The sequence below is a fragment of the Sphingomonas sp. genome, from assembly GCF_023266535.1.
Taxonomy (GTDB): Bacteria; Pseudomonadota; Alphaproteobacteria; order Sphingomonadales; family Sphingomonadaceae; genus Sphingomicrobium.
Window position 1 is genome coordinate 26389 of record NZ_JAHFPY010000013.1, and the last position, 14149, is coordinate 40537.

The 14149-nt window shown below is 63.9% G+C and carries 22 protein-coding genes and 1 other RNA gene; 16 read left to right on the forward strand and 7 right to left on the reverse strand.

From position 1 onward, the window contains the following. Positions 1–552 (reverse strand): DUF924 family protein, encoded by a 552-nt coding sequence (locus Q0C64_RS03305; RefSeq protein ID WP_294120798.1) that lies wholly within the window; start codon positions 550–552, stop codon positions 1–3. Then, entirely contained in the window at positions 549–941 is a 393-nt protein-coding gene (locus tag Q0C64_RS03310) for a hypothetical protein (RefSeq protein ID WP_294120799.1), read from the reverse strand. Before Q0C64_RS03310 ends, Q0C64_RS03305 begins: the two co-directional genes overlap by 4 nt. An 89-nt stretch (positions 942–1030) precedes the next feature. Between Q0C64_RS03310 and dapF the strand changes: the two genes are divergently transcribed. From dapF to Q0C64_RS03345, 7 genes are all read left to right on the forward strand, one after another. Then, on the forward strand, positions 1031–1831 hold the full coding sequence (gene dapF / locus Q0C64_RS03315) for a diaminopimelate epimerase (RefSeq protein ID WP_294120800.1): 801 nt from the start codon (positions 1031–1033) through the stop codon (positions 1829–1831). After that, the gene (gene mtaB / locus Q0C64_RS03320) at positions 1828–3027 is read left to right on the forward strand and encodes a tRNA (N(6)-L-threonylcarbamoyladenosine(37)-C(2))-methylthiotransferase MtaB (protein ID WP_294120828.1); all 1200 of its coding nucleotides are present in this window, start codon (positions 1828–1830) and stop codon (positions 3025–3027) included. Before dapF ends, mtaB begins: the two co-directional genes overlap by 4 nt. Next, on the forward strand, positions 3024–3938 hold the full coding sequence (gene ftsY, locus Q0C64_RS03325; protein ID WP_294120801.1) for a signal recognition particle-docking protein FtsY: 915 nt from the start codon (positions 3024–3026) through the stop codon (positions 3936–3938). Before mtaB ends, ftsY begins: the two co-directional genes overlap by 4 nt. Next, the gene (locus Q0C64_RS03330; RefSeq protein WP_294120802.1) at positions 3935–4555 is read left to right on the forward strand and encodes a septation protein A; all 621 of its coding nucleotides are present in this window, start codon (positions 3935–3937) and stop codon (positions 4553–4555) included. Before ftsY ends, Q0C64_RS03330 begins: the two co-directional genes overlap by 4 nt. Then, positions 4552–5487 (forward strand): ABC transporter ATP-binding protein, encoded by a 936-nt coding sequence (locus tag Q0C64_RS03335; RefSeq protein ID WP_294120803.1) that lies wholly within the window; start codon positions 4552–4554, stop codon positions 5485–5487. Before Q0C64_RS03330 ends, Q0C64_RS03335 begins: the two co-directional genes overlap by 4 nt. Beyond that, positions 5484–6245, forward strand: a complete 762-nt coding sequence (locus Q0C64_RS03340) for an ABC transporter permease (RefSeq protein WP_294120804.1) — start codon at positions 5484–5486, stop codon at positions 6243–6245. Before Q0C64_RS03335 ends, Q0C64_RS03340 begins: the two co-directional genes overlap by 4 nt. A 105-nt stretch (positions 6246–6350) precedes the next feature. Next, a complete protein-coding gene (locus tag Q0C64_RS03345; RefSeq protein WP_294120805.1) occupies positions 6351–6920 on the forward strand; it encodes a urate hydroxylase PuuD in 570 nt (189 codons plus the stop codon). 21 nt (positions 6921–6941) lie between these two features. Here the strand turns inward: Q0C64_RS03345 and Q0C64_RS03350 are convergent, their stop codons facing one another. Beyond that, a complete protein-coding gene (locus Q0C64_RS03350; RefSeq protein WP_294120807.1) occupies positions 6942–7361 on the reverse strand; it encodes a hypothetical protein in 420 nt (139 codons plus the stop codon). A 192-nt stretch (positions 7362–7553) separates the two neighbouring features. Next, entirely contained in the window at positions 7554–8600 is a 1047-nt protein-coding gene (pspF, locus tag Q0C64_RS03355; protein ID WP_294120829.1) for a phage shock protein operon transcriptional activator, read from the reverse strand. A gap of 157 nt (positions 8601–8757) precedes the next feature. Here pspF and pspA point away from each other — a divergent pair, with 157 nt between their 5' ends. Genes pspA through Q0C64_RS03400 form a run of 9 tightly spaced genes read left to right on the forward strand, consistent with a single transcriptional unit; the run spans position 8758 to position 12181 of the window. Further along, positions 8758–9426, forward strand: a complete 669-nt coding sequence (gene pspA / locus Q0C64_RS03360; RefSeq protein ID WP_294120809.1) for a phage shock protein PspA — start codon at positions 8758–8760, stop codon at positions 9424–9426. Next, entirely contained in the window at positions 9427–9705 is a 279-nt protein-coding gene (pspB, locus tag Q0C64_RS03365) for an envelope stress response membrane protein PspB (RefSeq protein WP_294120810.1), read from the forward strand. It abuts the gene before it with no gap. Then, positions 9702–10091: an envelope stress response membrane protein PspC gene (gene pspC / locus Q0C64_RS03370; protein ID WP_294120812.1), complete on the forward strand. Its 390-nt coding sequence runs from the start codon at positions 9702–9704 to the stop codon at positions 10089–10091. Before pspB ends, pspC begins: the two co-directional genes overlap by 4 nt. 25 nt (positions 10092–10116) lie before the next feature. Then, positions 10117–10401 (forward strand): hypothetical protein, encoded by a 285-nt coding sequence (locus Q0C64_RS03375; RefSeq protein WP_294120813.1) that lies wholly within the window; start codon positions 10117–10119, stop codon positions 10399–10401. Positions 10402–10411: 10 nt separating this feature from the next. Further along, complete coding sequence (locus tag Q0C64_RS03380) at positions 10412–10756, forward strand: hypothetical protein (RefSeq protein WP_294120814.1); 345 nt, start codon at positions 10412–10414, stop codon at positions 10754–10756. After that, the gene (locus Q0C64_RS03385; protein WP_294120815.1) at positions 10756–11037 is read left to right on the forward strand and encodes a hypothetical protein; all 282 of its coding nucleotides are present in this window, start codon (positions 10756–10758) and stop codon (positions 11035–11037) included. Before Q0C64_RS03380 ends, Q0C64_RS03385 begins: the two co-directional genes overlap by 1 nt. Then, on the forward strand, positions 11034–11291 hold the full coding sequence (locus tag Q0C64_RS03390; RefSeq protein ID WP_294120817.1) for a hypothetical protein: 258 nt from the start codon (positions 11034–11036) through the stop codon (positions 11289–11291). Before Q0C64_RS03385 ends, Q0C64_RS03390 begins: the two co-directional genes overlap by 4 nt. A gap of 39 nt (positions 11292–11330) precedes the next feature. Further along, a complete protein-coding gene (locus Q0C64_RS03395) occupies positions 11331–11750 on the forward strand; it encodes a SufE family protein (RefSeq protein ID WP_294120818.1) in 420 nt (139 codons plus the stop codon). Next, entirely contained in the window at positions 11747–12181 is a 435-nt protein-coding gene (locus Q0C64_RS03400; RefSeq protein WP_294120819.1) for a PaaI family thioesterase, read from the forward strand. Before Q0C64_RS03395 ends, Q0C64_RS03400 begins: the two co-directional genes overlap by 4 nt. Here Q0C64_RS03400 and Q0C64_RS03405 read toward each other — a convergent pair. The 3 genes from Q0C64_RS03405 to Q0C64_RS03415 all read right to left on the reverse strand — a co-directional run bounded on the left by Q0C64_RS03405 (position 12178) and on the right by Q0C64_RS03415 (position 14073). Next, on the reverse strand, positions 12178–12717 hold the full coding sequence (locus tag Q0C64_RS03405; protein ID WP_294120820.1) for a J domain-containing protein: 540 nt from the start codon (positions 12715–12717) through the stop codon (positions 12178–12180). The two genes, Q0C64_RS03400 and Q0C64_RS03405, sit on opposite strands and share 4 nt — an antisense overlap. A 99-nt stretch (positions 12718–12816) precedes the next feature. After that, an RNA gene (rnpB, locus tag Q0C64_RS03410) (RNase P RNA component class A) lies at positions 12817–13199 on the reverse strand. Positions 13200–13407: 208 nt separating this feature from the next. Continuing rightward, the gene (locus Q0C64_RS03415) at positions 13408–14073 is read right to left on the reverse strand and encodes a type II CAAX endopeptidase family protein (RefSeq protein WP_294120822.1); all 666 of its coding nucleotides are present in this window, start codon (positions 14071–14073) and stop codon (positions 13408–13410) included. Between the last annotated feature and the right edge of the window lie 76 nt (positions 14074–14149).

Genomic DNA, 14149 nt, shown 5'->3' on the forward strand with positions numbered 1-14149 from the left:
CTAAAACGTCTCGCCCCGGGCAATTGCCTCCCGCTCCTCCGGCGTAGAAACCCTCCCCAGTGCCTGGTTGCGGCCGGGGAAGCGGCCGAAGCGCCTGATCTGCTCGCGGTGCGCAAGCGCATATTTGTAGTTTAGCGGATCGCGGTCGCGGAACTCGGCCACCGCCCGCTCTTGCTCCGCCATACTCTCGCTGTGCTGCAGCGGCATCAGGAAGAAGGTCGGCAGCGGCTTCGGCAGCCTGTCGACCCAGCCCTTGTCCAGCGCCTCCTTGCAAAGCTCCAGTGCCAGGCCGTCGGCCTCGAACGCCCTGGCCTTGCCGCGAAACATGTTGCGGCTGAACTGGTCGAGCAGGATGATCGCCGCGACCAAGGTTTCCGGCGTGTCGCGCCACCCCGCCGCCCTGGTCCGCAGCACCTCCTCGCGGACCTTGCCGAACCGCTCGGTGATATGCCGGTCGACGCTCGCGTCCTTCTTGAAATGCTGCTCCTCATTGAGCTCGTCGCACCAGAAATGGATGACGGCACGAGCGAGGTCGGCGGGGCTGCCCTTCACTTGCCCGGCTTGCCCCGCGGCGGTCCACCCGGACGCGGGCCCCTCCCCGGGCCGCCGCCAGGCCGATCGGGTCCGCGCCGGCCCGGCTTCTGGCGGAAATCGCGGCGGTCCTGCGGGCCGCGGCGGTCGCGCTCGGGCACCCGGTCCATCGGCCGCGATTGCTGGACCGTGCCCTTCGGCCCAACCGCATAGCCTTCCTTAAGCAGTTGGGTGAACGCGGCGCGGACGCTCTGCACAAGCGAATCCTGCACCGCCTTGGGGAGGTCGGCGAAGGTGGTGTTGCGGTGGACGCTCTGCAGGTCGCGCAGCATGTTGTTGGGCACGCCGCCCGACGCGGCCTTCATCGCCTCCAGCGCGTCGATCACCGCCGACAGCAGGACGGATTGCATGACTTCGGACGCGGCTCGTTGCACGGAAACTCTCCTGTTTCGCGCCGTTGCGGTGGACTTGGCGCAATGCGCTCCCTAATTCGGCGCGCGTGACGCGGCAATTCCACAAGATGCACGGGCTTGGAAACGACTTTGTCGTGATCGATGCGCGTGATGCTCCGGTGACGATGACTCCGGCGCTGGCCAAGGCGCTGGCAGACCGCCACCTCGGCATCGGCTGTGACCAGCTGATCATGCTCGAACCCAGCGCCACCGCCGATGTGAAGATGCGCATCTGGAACCACGACGGGGGCGAGGTCGAAAGCTGCGGCAATGCCTCGCGCTGCGTCGTCGCACTGACCGGCGCCAAGAGCCTGGAGACCGGCGGCGGGCTGGTCGAAGGTGCGACGTTTGACGCGGAGGTCGAGGTCAGTCTGCCGCCGCCCCACTTCGCCTGGGATGAGGTACCGCTGACTTATCCGATGGATACGACGCGGCTGCCGCTGGCCTGGGGGCCGCTGGAGCATCCGATGGCGCTCAGCGTCGGCAATCCGCATCTGGTGTTCTTCGTCGACGACGAGCGGATGATCGAGCTCACCAGCCTGGGACCGAGCATCGAGCATGATCCGGCCTTCCCCGAGCGGATCAACGTCAATATCGCCTCAGTGCGAGATGGCGACGTCCACCTGCGTACCTGGGAGCGCGGTTCGGGATTGACGCTGGCTTGCGGCACGGGAGCCTGCGCCACCGCGGTCGCGGCAATCGTCCAGAAGAAGGCAAGCTCGCCGGTCAAGGTGCATATGCGCGGCGGGGTGCTGACGGTTACCTGGGCGCCGGGCGAGCAGATCCGCATGCGCGGCACCGCGACCCATGTGTTCACCGGTGAGATCGACCTGGAGGCCTTCGCCTGATGGGCGCGGAGACGATCACCCTCGGCTGCCGGCTGAATTTCGCCGAGAGCGAGGCGATGCGCGGGCTGGCCGGCGATGACGCGATCATCGTCAACAGCTGCGCCGTCACCAACGAAGCGGTGCGCCAGACGCGGCAGGCGATCCGCCGTGCCCATCGCGCCAGCCCGGACAAGCGGATCATCGTCACCGGCTGCGCCGCCCAGCTCGATCCCGCGGGCTTCGCGGCGATGCCGGAGGTAGCCAAGGTCATCGGCAATGCCGACAAGTATCGCGCGGCAGCTTTCTCCAATGAAAACCGCGTCGTTGTGAGTGACGTCATGACGGCACCTGCCCCGCCGGTCGCGGCAGGATTCCTGGCGCGGGTACGCAGCTTTGTCGCGGTGCAGACCGGCTGCGACCATCGCTGCACCTTCTGCTCGATCTGGCAGGCGCGCGGGGCGAGCAGGTCTTTGCCTTATGCGTCAGTTCGTGAGGCAGTAGCGCGCGAGCTGGACGCCGGCGCGAAGGAAATCGCCCTGACTGGAGTAGACATCACATCCTACGGTGAAGGCTTGGGCGTTCTCTGCCAGCGGTTGCTTGCCGATTTGCCGCAACTCAAGCGGCTGCGCCTGTCCTCGCTCGACAGCATCGAGATTGACGAGGCCCTGATGGAGCTGGTCGCGGGTGAGCCGCGGCTGCTCCCCCATTTCCACTTGTCGCTGCAGGCCGGCGACGATCTGATCCTCAAGCGGATGAAGCGGCGACATAGCCGTGCCCAGGCGGTCGAGACCGTGGCGAAGCTGAAGGCGGCGCGCCCGGATATGACGATCGGCGCCGACCTGATCGCCGGCTTTCCGACCGAAAGCGAGGAAGCAGCGCTCAACTCGCTGCGCCTGCTTGACGATTGCGATATTGTCGCTGCGCACATCTTCCCCTTCTCGCCTCGTCCCGACACGCCGGCGGCGCGGATGCCGCAGCTGGAGCGCGAACTGGTCAAGGCACGGGCAGCGCGCCTGCGCCATGCAGCCGAGGAGCGGCGCACGCGCTGGCTGGATGAACTGGTCGGCACCCGCCAGACGGTGCTGATCGAGAATAGCGAGAAGGGCCACAGCGACAACTTCGCTCCGGTCCGCATTGCCGGCTCCAAGCGCGGCGATATCGGCCAGGCCAGGATCACTGGCCGCGACAACGACACATTAATCGGGATGTTTGAATGAGTTGGCTCGAACGCCTGACAGGCGGGTTCAAGAAAACGGCGGACCGCCTGGGCGAGAATATCTCGGGACTGGTCAAGGAACAGGCGCTCGACATCGCCACCCTCGACGATATCGAGGAGGCGCTGATCGCGTCCGATCTCGGCCCCGAGGCGTCGAAGCGAATCCGCGACGGCATCGCCGCACGGAAGTATGAGCAACTCGACGAGCGCGGGCTGCGTACCATCCTCGCCGAGGAAATCGAGAAGATCCTCGCGCCCGTCGCCAAACCGCTCGACGTCTGGGGCTTCCCCCGCCCCCACGTGATCCTGGTGATCGGGGTCAACGGCTCGGGAAAGACCACCACCATCGGCAAGCTCGGCCACCTGCTGCAGGAACAAGATTATGGCGTGATGCTGGCCGCCGGCGACACCTTCCGCGCCGCCGCGATCGAGCAGCTGAAGATTTGGGGCGACCGCATCAAGGCGCCCGTGATCAGCGGCAAGGAAGGCGGCGACGCCGCCGGGATCGTGTTTGACGGGGTCAAGCAGGCGACCGCGGCCGGGATCGACGCACTGATCGTCGACACCGCCGGGCGGCTGCAGAACAAGGCGCACCTGATGGACGAACTTAGCAAGGTCCGCCGGGTGCTGGGGCGCTTGAACCCGGAAGCGCCGCACGACGTGATCCTGGTGCTCGACGCGACCACCGGGCAGAACGCGCTCAACCAGATCGAGGTGTTTGCCCGCGATGCCGGGGTGACTGGCCTGGTCATGACGAAGCTCGACGGCACGGCGCGCGGCGGCGTGCTGGTCGCCGCGGCGGAGAAATTCGGAATGCCGATCCACGCCATCGGCGTCGGTGAAGGAGTGGATGATTTGCGGCCATTCGATCCGCGTGCGGTGGCCCGGGCCATTGCCGGGCTGCCAGCATGAGCGGACAGCAAGCACGCGAACCGACCGGCTGGGCCCGGCTGGCGATCGATATCGGCCCGCTGCTGGTCTTCTTCCTGGTCAACTTCCTGGCACCGGTGCCGGGCGCGCTGAAGATCTTCGTCGCCACCGGAGCATTCATGGCGGCGATGGTCGCAGCGCTGGTCTTTGCCGCGGTCCGCTACCGCTACGTCTCGCCGTTGCTGCTGTTCTCGGCGGTGATGGTGGTAGTGCTCGGCGGGCTCACCATCTGGCTGCACAATGAGACCTTCATCAAGATCAAGCCGACCATTTATTATGCGCTGGTCGCGGGGCTGCTCGCCTTCGGACTGGCGACCGGGCGGCCGCTGCTGAAGCTGGTGCTGGGCAGCACCTATCCTGGCCTGGACGAGGAAGGCTGGCGCAAGCTGACCCGCAACTGGGCGACATTCTTCGCTGTGATGGCGGTGGTCAACGAAGCGGTGTGGCGCAATTCGACCACCGATTTCTGGATCGCCTTCAAACTGTGGGGCGCGATCCCGGCGACCTTGTTGTTCGCCATTGCCAACGTTCCCATGTTGATCCGCCACGGCCTCAACACCGATGAGCCGAAACCGCTGGAGCCAGGACCCGTCGAATGAGCAATCCGATCATCAAGATAGAGGGGCTGAAGAAGGCCTATGCTGGCGGTGTCGAAGCGCTGAAGGGCGTCGATCTCGATATCGAGAAGGGCGAGATCCTCGCGCTGCTGGGGCCGAATGGCGCGGGCAAGACGACGTTGATCTCGATCGTCTGCGGCATCGTCACCCCGACCGCCGGCACGATCATGGTCGACGGGCATGACAACCAGAGCGGCTTTCGTGCCGCCCGATCGATGATCGGACTGGTGCCGCAGGAATTGACCACCGACGCCTTCGAAAGCGTCTGGGCGACGGTTAGCTTTTCGCGCGGCCTGTTCGGCAAGCCCCGCGACGACGCAAAGATCGAGGATATCCTCCGCCGCCTGACCTTGTGGGACAAGCGCAAGGCCCAGATGAAAGAACTGTCGGGCGGGATGAAGCGCCGGGTGATGATCGCCAAGGCATTGAGCCACGAGCCCAAGATCTTGTTTCTCGACGAGCCGACCGCCGGCGTCGATGTCGAGCTCCGCCGCGATATGTGGGAACTGGTCAGGAAGCTCCGCGCCGACGGGACCACCATCATCCTCACCACCCACTATATCGAAGAGGCCGAGGAAATGGCCGACCGGGTCGGCGTGATCCGCAAGGGCGAACTGGTGGCGCTGGGCGAGAAGAAGGCGCTGATGGCGCAGATGGGCCAGCGCACGCTCAAGATCACGCTGGACGAGGCCATTGGTGAGCTTCCGGCCGGTCTGGAAGAATGGGGCTTGGCGGTCGAGGACGACGGCCACGCGCTCTGCTACCGGTTCGACACCCATGCCGAGCATACCGGGATCCCGGGCCTGATGCGGAGGCTCGACGAATTGCACATCTGCTACAAGGATCTCGCTACTCATCAGTCGAGCCTCGAGGATATTTTCGTCAGCCTGGTGCATGAGGAGAAAGCGGCGTGAACGTCCACGGCATCAAGGCGATCTACCGCTTCGAAATGGCGCGTTGGGGCCGGACCCTGTGGCAAAGCCTGGTCGCGCCGGTCATCACCACCTCGCTCTATTTCCTGGTGTTCGGATCGGCCATCGGCAGCCGGATGAGCGCCATGGCCGGGGTCGACTACGGCAGCTTTATCGTGCCCGGACTGATCCTGCTGTCGGTGCTGACCCAGGCGATCATGAACGCCAGCTTCGGCATCTATTTCCCCAAATTCACGGGCACGATCTACGAGCTGCTGTCGGCACCGATCTCGCCGCTGGAAACGGTCATCGCTTATGTCGGCGCGGCGGCAACCAAGGCGGTCATCCTGGCGCTGGTCACGCTGGCGACCGCCACGCTGTTCGTCACCGTGACGATCGATCATCCGCTGCTGATGCTGCTGTTCCTGGCGGCGATTGCGATCGGCTTTTGCCTGCTCGGGTTCGCGATCGGCATCTGGGCGCAGAATTTCGAACAGCTGCAGGTCGTGCCGCTGCTGGTCGTCACCCCGCTAACCTTCCTTGGCGGCGTCTTCTATTCGGTGACGTCGATCGGCGAGCCGTGGCGGACGGTCACTCACCTAAACCCGATCCTCTACCTGGTGTCGGGTTATCGCTGGACCTTCTTCGGCATCACCGACGTGCCGCTGTGGACCAGCGTGGCGGTGATGGCCGCGGCAATCGCGTTGCCGATGACCATCATCACCATCATGTTCAGGACAGGCTATCGGCTGAAAACCTAGCCCGCACGTCCACGGCTCGTCGCCACTGTCTTGCCCCTCGCCCCTTCCCGGTCGTAGACCGCCCTGCACGGGGCATGATTCAAGGTCACCCAAAAGGGGAAAATGATGGGCAAGATTCTCGAAAATCTGAACTTGGTGCTGCTGATCGGCCTGGTCGCCGCAATCGGCCTGATGATGGGCTTCCATGCCGACAGCCTGAATGCCGCGGTCGTGCTGCGCTGGCTGCACGTCTTCTTCGGCATCACCTGGATTGGCCTGCTTTACTATTTCAACTTCGTCCAGATCCCGACGATGCCGACCATCCCGGCCGAGCTGAAGCCTGGCGTGTCCAAATATATCGCCCCCAGCGCGCTGTTCTATTTCCGCTGGGCGGCGGCCATGACCATGCTGATCGGCCTGCTATTGGCCTGGCAGAATGGCTATCTGGTCGAAGCGCTGACCTTCCATCCGGGATTCCAGCTGATCGGCACCGGCATGTGGCTGGGTCTGATCATGGGCTTCAACGTGTGGGGCGTGATCTGGCCCAACCAGAAAAAGGCATTGGGGCTGGTCGAGGCGGACGATGCCACGAAGGCAAAGTCGGCGCGGGTCGCCATGCTGGCGAGCCGCACCAACACCTTGCTGTCGATCCCGATGCTCTACGCGATGGCGAGCTTCCAGTCGCTACCGCGCTAGCTTGGGAATAGGTTCGCCAGCCTAGGGCTGGCGGACCTGGAAGCGCTGCAATTCCAACCTGGGTTCCGCCCATTTGGGATCGAGCGCTTTCGCCCGTTGATAGTCCTGATAGGCGGCGGCGATCTTGCCGCTGTCCTCATTGGCCATTGCCCGGACGAAATAGGCGATGGCCGGGCGACGGGTGTTATTTTCCAGCGCCTTGGCGACATAGGGCAGCGCATCTACGCTCTTGCGATAGCGCGCATTGAGGATCGCCTTGTTGAGCCAGGCATCGGCCTCATTCGGAGCCAGCTTGAGCGCCGCGTCGAAGTCCGCGTCCGCCTGATCCAGATTGGCCCGCCTCAGGCGAAGAATCCCGCGATTAACAAGGGTCGCCGCGCGATCCTGCGACGTGAGCGCCTGTTCGGAGAGCGCGTGGTTACAGGCTTCCAGCGAAGCCATCGATGAACCGTCGCCATCCGCGGCCTGATAGCAGGAGTAAGCATATGCTCCCCCGACCGTCAGCACGGATGCGTTGGCAGCGAATGGAACCGAAGCAAGTGCCAAAACAACCAAAGGAGAGAGTTTCATAAAACCTCCCGACTCCAGCAATATGACATCCCCCGCCGGCTTATAGCATGATTTGGCACAATGTTAGGTAGGCGATGTCAGCGCCAGTTGATGCCGTTTCATCGCGTGGCGGAGCTGGTCGTAGCTGAGCCCCAGGGCAGCGGCGGTTGACCGCTGATTATAGCGATGGCGCGCCAGCGCGTCCTCGAGCAGCGCCTTTTCATAGGCGTTGACCGCACCGCGCAAATCGTCGGTCGTGGTCGCCGGCGCCGGAACTGAAGTTTCGGGCGGAACTGCGAATGTCTGCACCGAATGCGTTGCCACCTCGACCGCGCCCGCAGGATCGGGGTCGAGCACCCAGGGCGATGCAAATGGATCGAACTGGATGGCGTCGACCTCGCGTTCCGGATCCTCGGCTCGATAGACGGCGCGCTCGATGACGTTGCGGAGTTCGCGGACGTTGCCGGGCCAGCGATAGGCTTCGAGCTCGGCCTGGGCCCGCGCCGTGAAACCGGGCCAGTTGGGCCAGTCGAGTTCGACCGCCATGCGCCGCCCGAAATGTTCAGCCAGCAACGGGATATCGCCCTTGCGCGCCCGGAGCGGCGGCAGGGTCACGACCTCGAATGACAGCCGATCTAGCAAATCGGCGCGGAACCGGCCCTGCTCGACCAGCTTGGGCAGATGCTCGTTGGTTGCGGCGACGATCCGCACGTCGACCGAGATCGGCTTCGATGCACCGATGCGGGTCACCTCGCCATATTCGACCGCACGCAGCAGCCGGTCCTGTGCCGGCGACGAAAGCGTCGCCAATTCGTCGAGGAACAGCGTACCGCCATCCGCCTCCTCGAACCGGCCATGGCGGGTCTTGGCGGCGCCCGTGAAGCTTCCGGCCTCATGCCCGAACAGCTCCGCCTCGATCAGATTTTCGGGCAGGGCAGCGCAATTCATCGTCACCAGCGGACCGGCCCAGCGCGAGGACAAATGGTGCAAACGCTCGGCGATCAGTTCCTTGCCGGTGCCGCGTTCTCCGATTACCAGCACGGGCCGATTGAGCGGCGCGGCACGGCTCGCCCGCTCGACCGCGTCGAGGAACGCAAGGCTTTGACCGACGAACTGATTGGCCCGCTCCATCCGCCAACATGTGGTGGCAATTCCCACCATGTGGCAAGATATTTCGCTCAATTTTCTGCCGATTTTTGGCGCTTTTTGCGGAAATCAAGGAGATACGGATTTTTGGCATGAAGGCTGCAGGAGAAAACGCGACAGGGAATGTGGTTGGAGTGACTTGATGGGCATTTTTTCCCGCACGCGGGACATCTTCGCAGCCAATTTTACCGAGCTGCTGGACCGCGCCGAGGATCCGGCGCGGATGATCCGCATGATCATCCTGGAGATGGAAGAGACTCTGGTTGAGGTTCGCGCCTCGGCCGCCCGCTCGATCGCCGACAGCAAGGAAATGAAGCGCGCGCTGGTGCGCCTCAACGAGCTGCAGTCGAGCTGGACCGAGAAGGCCGAGCTGGCGCTGAGCAAGGATCGCGAGGACTTGGCCAAGGCGGCGCTGATCGAGCGGCAGAAGGCGGCCGACATGGCCGAGAGCCTGCAGCTTGAGCTCAGCTCGATTGACGAGACCTTGAAGAGCTATGAGGCGGACATCGCCAAGCTGCAGGGTAAGCTGCGCGAAGCGCGCGCCCGGCAGAATGCCATTGCCAACCGGATCGAGAGTGCGGTGACGCGCGCCCGGGCAAGCGAGATATTGCACGGCAGCCGCACGGAGGACGCCTTTTCGCGCTTCGACCTGCTTGAGCGGCGGGCCGATTTCGCCGAAGGCCGCGCCGATGCGATGGGAATGACCGGGCCGAAGAGCCTGGAAGAGGAAATTGCCGATCTTCGCGCGACCGACAAGGTCGATGCCGAACTGGAAGCGATGAAGGCGGCACTCAAGGCCAAGGGGGCATAAGTGGACGACTTAATACCTTTAATTGGAATTCTGGCTGGTGTGTTGGGTCTGCCGTGGATCATTTTCCACTACATAACCAAATGGAAGACGGCGGCGACGCTGACCGGGTCGGACGAGAAGCTGCTCGATGACCTTCACGATGCCGCGCGGCGGCTCGACGACCGTCTCAATTCGATCGAACGGATCATGACTGCCGAGAACCCCAACTGGCGCAATCACGCGCTGTCCGACAGCAGCCGCCAGCAGCGCCTGCTGACCGATGAGGATTTGGCAAAATGACCACGCAGCCTCCTAGCCGGACCAAATTCTACCGGGACAAACGCAACGGCAAGTTCATGGGCGTCTGCTCCGGGATCGCCGACTATACCGGGCTCGATGTCACGCTGGTCCGGATCATGTTCCTCGGCGCGATGTTCATGAGCGGCGGCAGCGTGCTTCCGCTCTATTTCATCGCCGGGTTCGTCGCCGACGATAAGCCGCGCGAGCTCGCTTATGAGAACCGCGAGGAGCAGCGGTTCTGGCAGGGCGTGCGCCAGTCACCCGCCCGCACTGCCCGCGATATCCGCAGCCGCCTGCGCGACATCGATCGCCGGCTGATCGATATCGAGAGCTATGTGACGACCGAAAACCGCAGCCTCGCCCGCGAGATCGAGCAGCTGCGCTAAGCCAAACGAACAGGGGGTTTCGGACATGGAATTCGGGGGACCGATTTTTGTCATCGCAATCGTTGCGATCTCGACCATCGGCTGGGTCATGACCACGGCCATCCGCGCCCGGCATGGCTATCCGGTCGAAGGCGAATGGGGCGGCGTAATCCATCGGCACGGCCAGGACGATGCGACCAAGGCGCTGACCGCGGAGAATGAGCAGCTCAAGTCCACCGTCGGACGGCTGGAGGAGCGGCTGAAGGTGCTCGAGCGCATCGCCACCGACCCGTCGCGCCAGCTGGCCGACGAAATCGACAACCTACGCTAGGAAGATCACCATGGATCCCGAAGTGATGGAAATCCTGAATTTCATTGGCAAAGCCTTCCCGTTCATCGCTGTCATCGTCGTCGTCAGTGTGGGCGGCTCGCTCTTGAGCACCTGGCTCAAGATCAAGAACGGCTACCCGCTACAGAACAGCTGGGGATTCCCGATCCACCCCAAGACCGACCAGGAAGCGGTTGAGCGGATCAAGCTGCTGACCGGCGAGAATGCCCAGCTTCGCGCCGAGCTTGGCTCGGTCAAGGACCGGCTGGAGACGATCGAGCGGATCGTGACCGACCAGCCGAACCGGCTGGCCAAGGAAATCGACGCGCTGGCGATCGATAAGGGGGGGCATGCCTGATGGAACCGCCCGAATTCATGCTGATCGTCATTTGCATCACCGTTCCGGCACTGCTGCTATTCTATATTTTGAAGCGCGCCTTTGCCCTGCGCGAAAGGCGGTTGGACATCGAGGCGCTGAACGCCGCGGAGAAGGCGGCGCAATATGTCGCCCACTCGAAAGATGTTGAAGCCAGGCTGGCGGTAGTCGAAAAGATCGTTACCGACGGCGGACTCGAAACCGCCGCCCAAATCGAAGCGCTGCGCACGCCGCGCATCGGCAATGGAGACAAGGTCCAGTGAACCCGTTTGAATTCGCCTTGGCGGTCATCATTGTTCTCACGGTCGGACGCATCATCCGATACCGGATGGGTGACCGATCCGCCTTCATGAACCGGCGCTCGCAAAATTTGATCGAACGGCAGGACGATGCGGAGACGGAGCGCCTGCGCGACGAGGTCAAGCAGTTGAAAGAGCGCCTTCACGTTCTGGAGCGGATCGCCGTCGACAAGGAAAATAGCCTGTCGCGCGAGATCGACGACCTTCGCAACCGTTGACACTGGCGAAGGCGAGCGGCGCCGCCTAAGTGGCATCGCATGACCGCCCTCCCCGCCCTGTCGGATCTTGCCGAGGAATATGAATTTCTCGACAGCGAAGACCGCTACCGGTTACTGATCGAGCTGGGGCGGAAGCTGGAGCCGATGCCCGAGGCGCTGAAGACGGACGCGACCAAGGTGCGGGGCTGCTCCTCCTCGACGTGGGTCTATCCAACGCGGCTGCCCGACGGCCGGCTGCATTTCCTGGCCGACAGCAATGCCGCGATTACCAAGGGCGTGGTGGCGCTGATCCTGTCGGCGGTGCAGGACCGCCAGCCGGCCGAGGTTGCCGCAACCGACATTCGCGCGCTGCTCGATCCGTTCAACCTGACCCGCGAGCTGTCGTCCAACCGCACCCAGGGCGTTCCCAACATGATTGCCCTGGTGCGCGACACCGCAGCCCGGCTGGCGGCGGCATGACGGCCAAAGACCAGGGGGGCTTCGATCCCGCCCTATTCTTCGAGCATGTCCGCAAGGTCGGCCATGGCCGGGCGCTGGCCCTGGAATATCGCGATTCCGCCGAAAACTGGATCGAGCTGGCGCTGCCCTGGCGCGAGGAGCTGGTCGGGATCCCGGAGGAAGGGATACTGGCATCCGGCGCAATCGTCAGCCTGCTCGATACGTGCGGCGGCGCCTCGGTGTGGATGGCGCTGGGCCATTTCCAGCCGCTCGTCACGATCGATCTCAGGCTCGATTACCTGCGGCCGTCGCAGAAGGGCGAGGCCGTGATAGCACGGTGCGAATGTTACAAGCTGACGCGGCAGATCGCCTTCATCCGCGGCGTCGCCCATGGCGGCGATCCCGATCGGCCGATCGCGCAGGCGACCGGCACTTTCATGCTGAACCCCTAGAGCTTCTTGCCGGTCGTACGTTCCTCGGACTTGCGCAAGACCTCATATGCCGCCTGGATGGCGTGGAAGCGCTTGGCCGCCTCCTTGTCGCCCTTGTGCCGGTCGGGATGATGCTCCTTGGCGAGACGGCGGTAGCTGGCCTTGACCGTCTTGAAATCGGCGTCGGACTCCAGCTCCAACACATCGAGCGCGCGCATCTCGTCGCGGCTGCGATTGCCGTCGCCCGGCCCGCTCCAGGCATAATGGGCGCTCTTGCGGAAGGCGGAGGCCCCCGCCTCCTCCTCGGCCTCGCGCTTGGCGGCTTCCTCGGCGGTCAGGCCGGCAAAGTAATTCCAGTTCTTGTTGTACTCGGCGGCGTGCGCCTCGCAGAACATCCATCGCTCGCGGCTGTTGGGCGCCTTGGGTGCCGGCCGGTCGCCGACTTCATTGCAGCCCTCGCGATCGCATAGCCGGACGCGGACCGCGGCGCGGCCCTTGGCGCCGTAAGGGCGCCAGCGGGGAAAACCCCAGTCGTCGGATCGCGTGGGTCTAGCCATCGAGAACTTTCTATTAGGGTAGATTGGCAATTGCGAGGCTGAGCCGGCCCCTCCACCGCACTTTGTGCGGTCCCCCTCCCCGAGCAAGCTCGGGGAGGATATGCCAGGGGACCTGTAAGCCGGGTTCTGTTCATCCCCGCTTTGGCGAGGACTTGGCGACCATTCCTCTAGGACGAAGGTTGCCCTTCGCCTCCAGCGACCAACCCGGGCGACGAGCCGGAACAGGCTCATGTGCCGCCCCTATTCGGTCTTGCACCCGGTGGGGTTTACCGTGCCGCCGCTGTTGCCAGCGACGCGGTGCGCTCTTGCCGCACCCTTTCGCCCTTACCTGCCCGAAGGCAGGCGGTGTGCTTTCTGTGGCACTTTCCCTGACCCCCGCCTTCGCGAGGGCCGCCGGGAGTTACCCGGCACCGTTATTCCGTGGAGCCCGGACTTTCCTCGCCCCCCGCTTGCGCGAGGGCCGCGGCCGCCCGGTCCCCTGGCAGGGGCCATATAAGGGGAACCGCAGGTTTTTTCGAGTCGGCCGCTAACTTCACTAATTGCATGGGGACAGGCGCCATTTTTGTGAAGTTAGCGATGGCAGGGCGTGGCGATCCTGGTCAGGTTGACGATGCCAAAGAGCCGGCCTTCGTTATCGCACGGCGAAAAGGCTGTAGGACAGGAAATTCGAACAGCCGAAACCCGACCGCGTCAGCTCCCGAAGATCAGCGGCAACAGGACGTTGGGAATGAAATCGACCATGAAATGGGCGATGATCAGGATCAGCAGGTTGCGCTTCCACAGATAGATGGCGGTTGCGATGCCGCCGAGGACGAAGGTGATCAGGATGCCCGGCAGCCCCTGGCTGAAATGGCCGCCGGCGAAGATCAATAAGGGCACGGCGGCGGCGATGGCGCGACTGCCGGTCAGCGCCTCAATCCGTTCGATCGCATAACCGCGGTAGAAGATTTCCTCGGCAATCCCGGCGCGGGCGTAAAGCAGCAGGCTGACGCCGATCGGCACGGCGGGTCCCGAGGACGATCCATAGCTAAGGCCGATTAGCGGGAAGATGGCCAAGCAGGCGGCAATCCCGACCCCAAACACCAGCATCACGGCCAGACTCCACAGGAGTGCCGGGACGATCTTTTGCGGCCTCAGGCCGATCGACGACAGCGGCAGCTTTTCGCGCGTGCGGATAATCCAGACCAGGATCGCGACGAGCGCGAGGATGATCAGCTCGCGAACGATGGTTGCCCCGAAGTCAGCGCGGGTGAATTCGGCCTGCTTGAACAGGATGACTACCGCCGGCGCCCCGAACAAGGCGATGGCAAGGCCGGCAAAGGTCCATGGGCGGGCGGCTGTCGGCGATGCGTTCATCTGGGCTTCCCCCCGAACTGCATGCGGAAATTGAAACCGCATGCGCAACGAAACGCTAGGCCGCTTATCGGCTGGG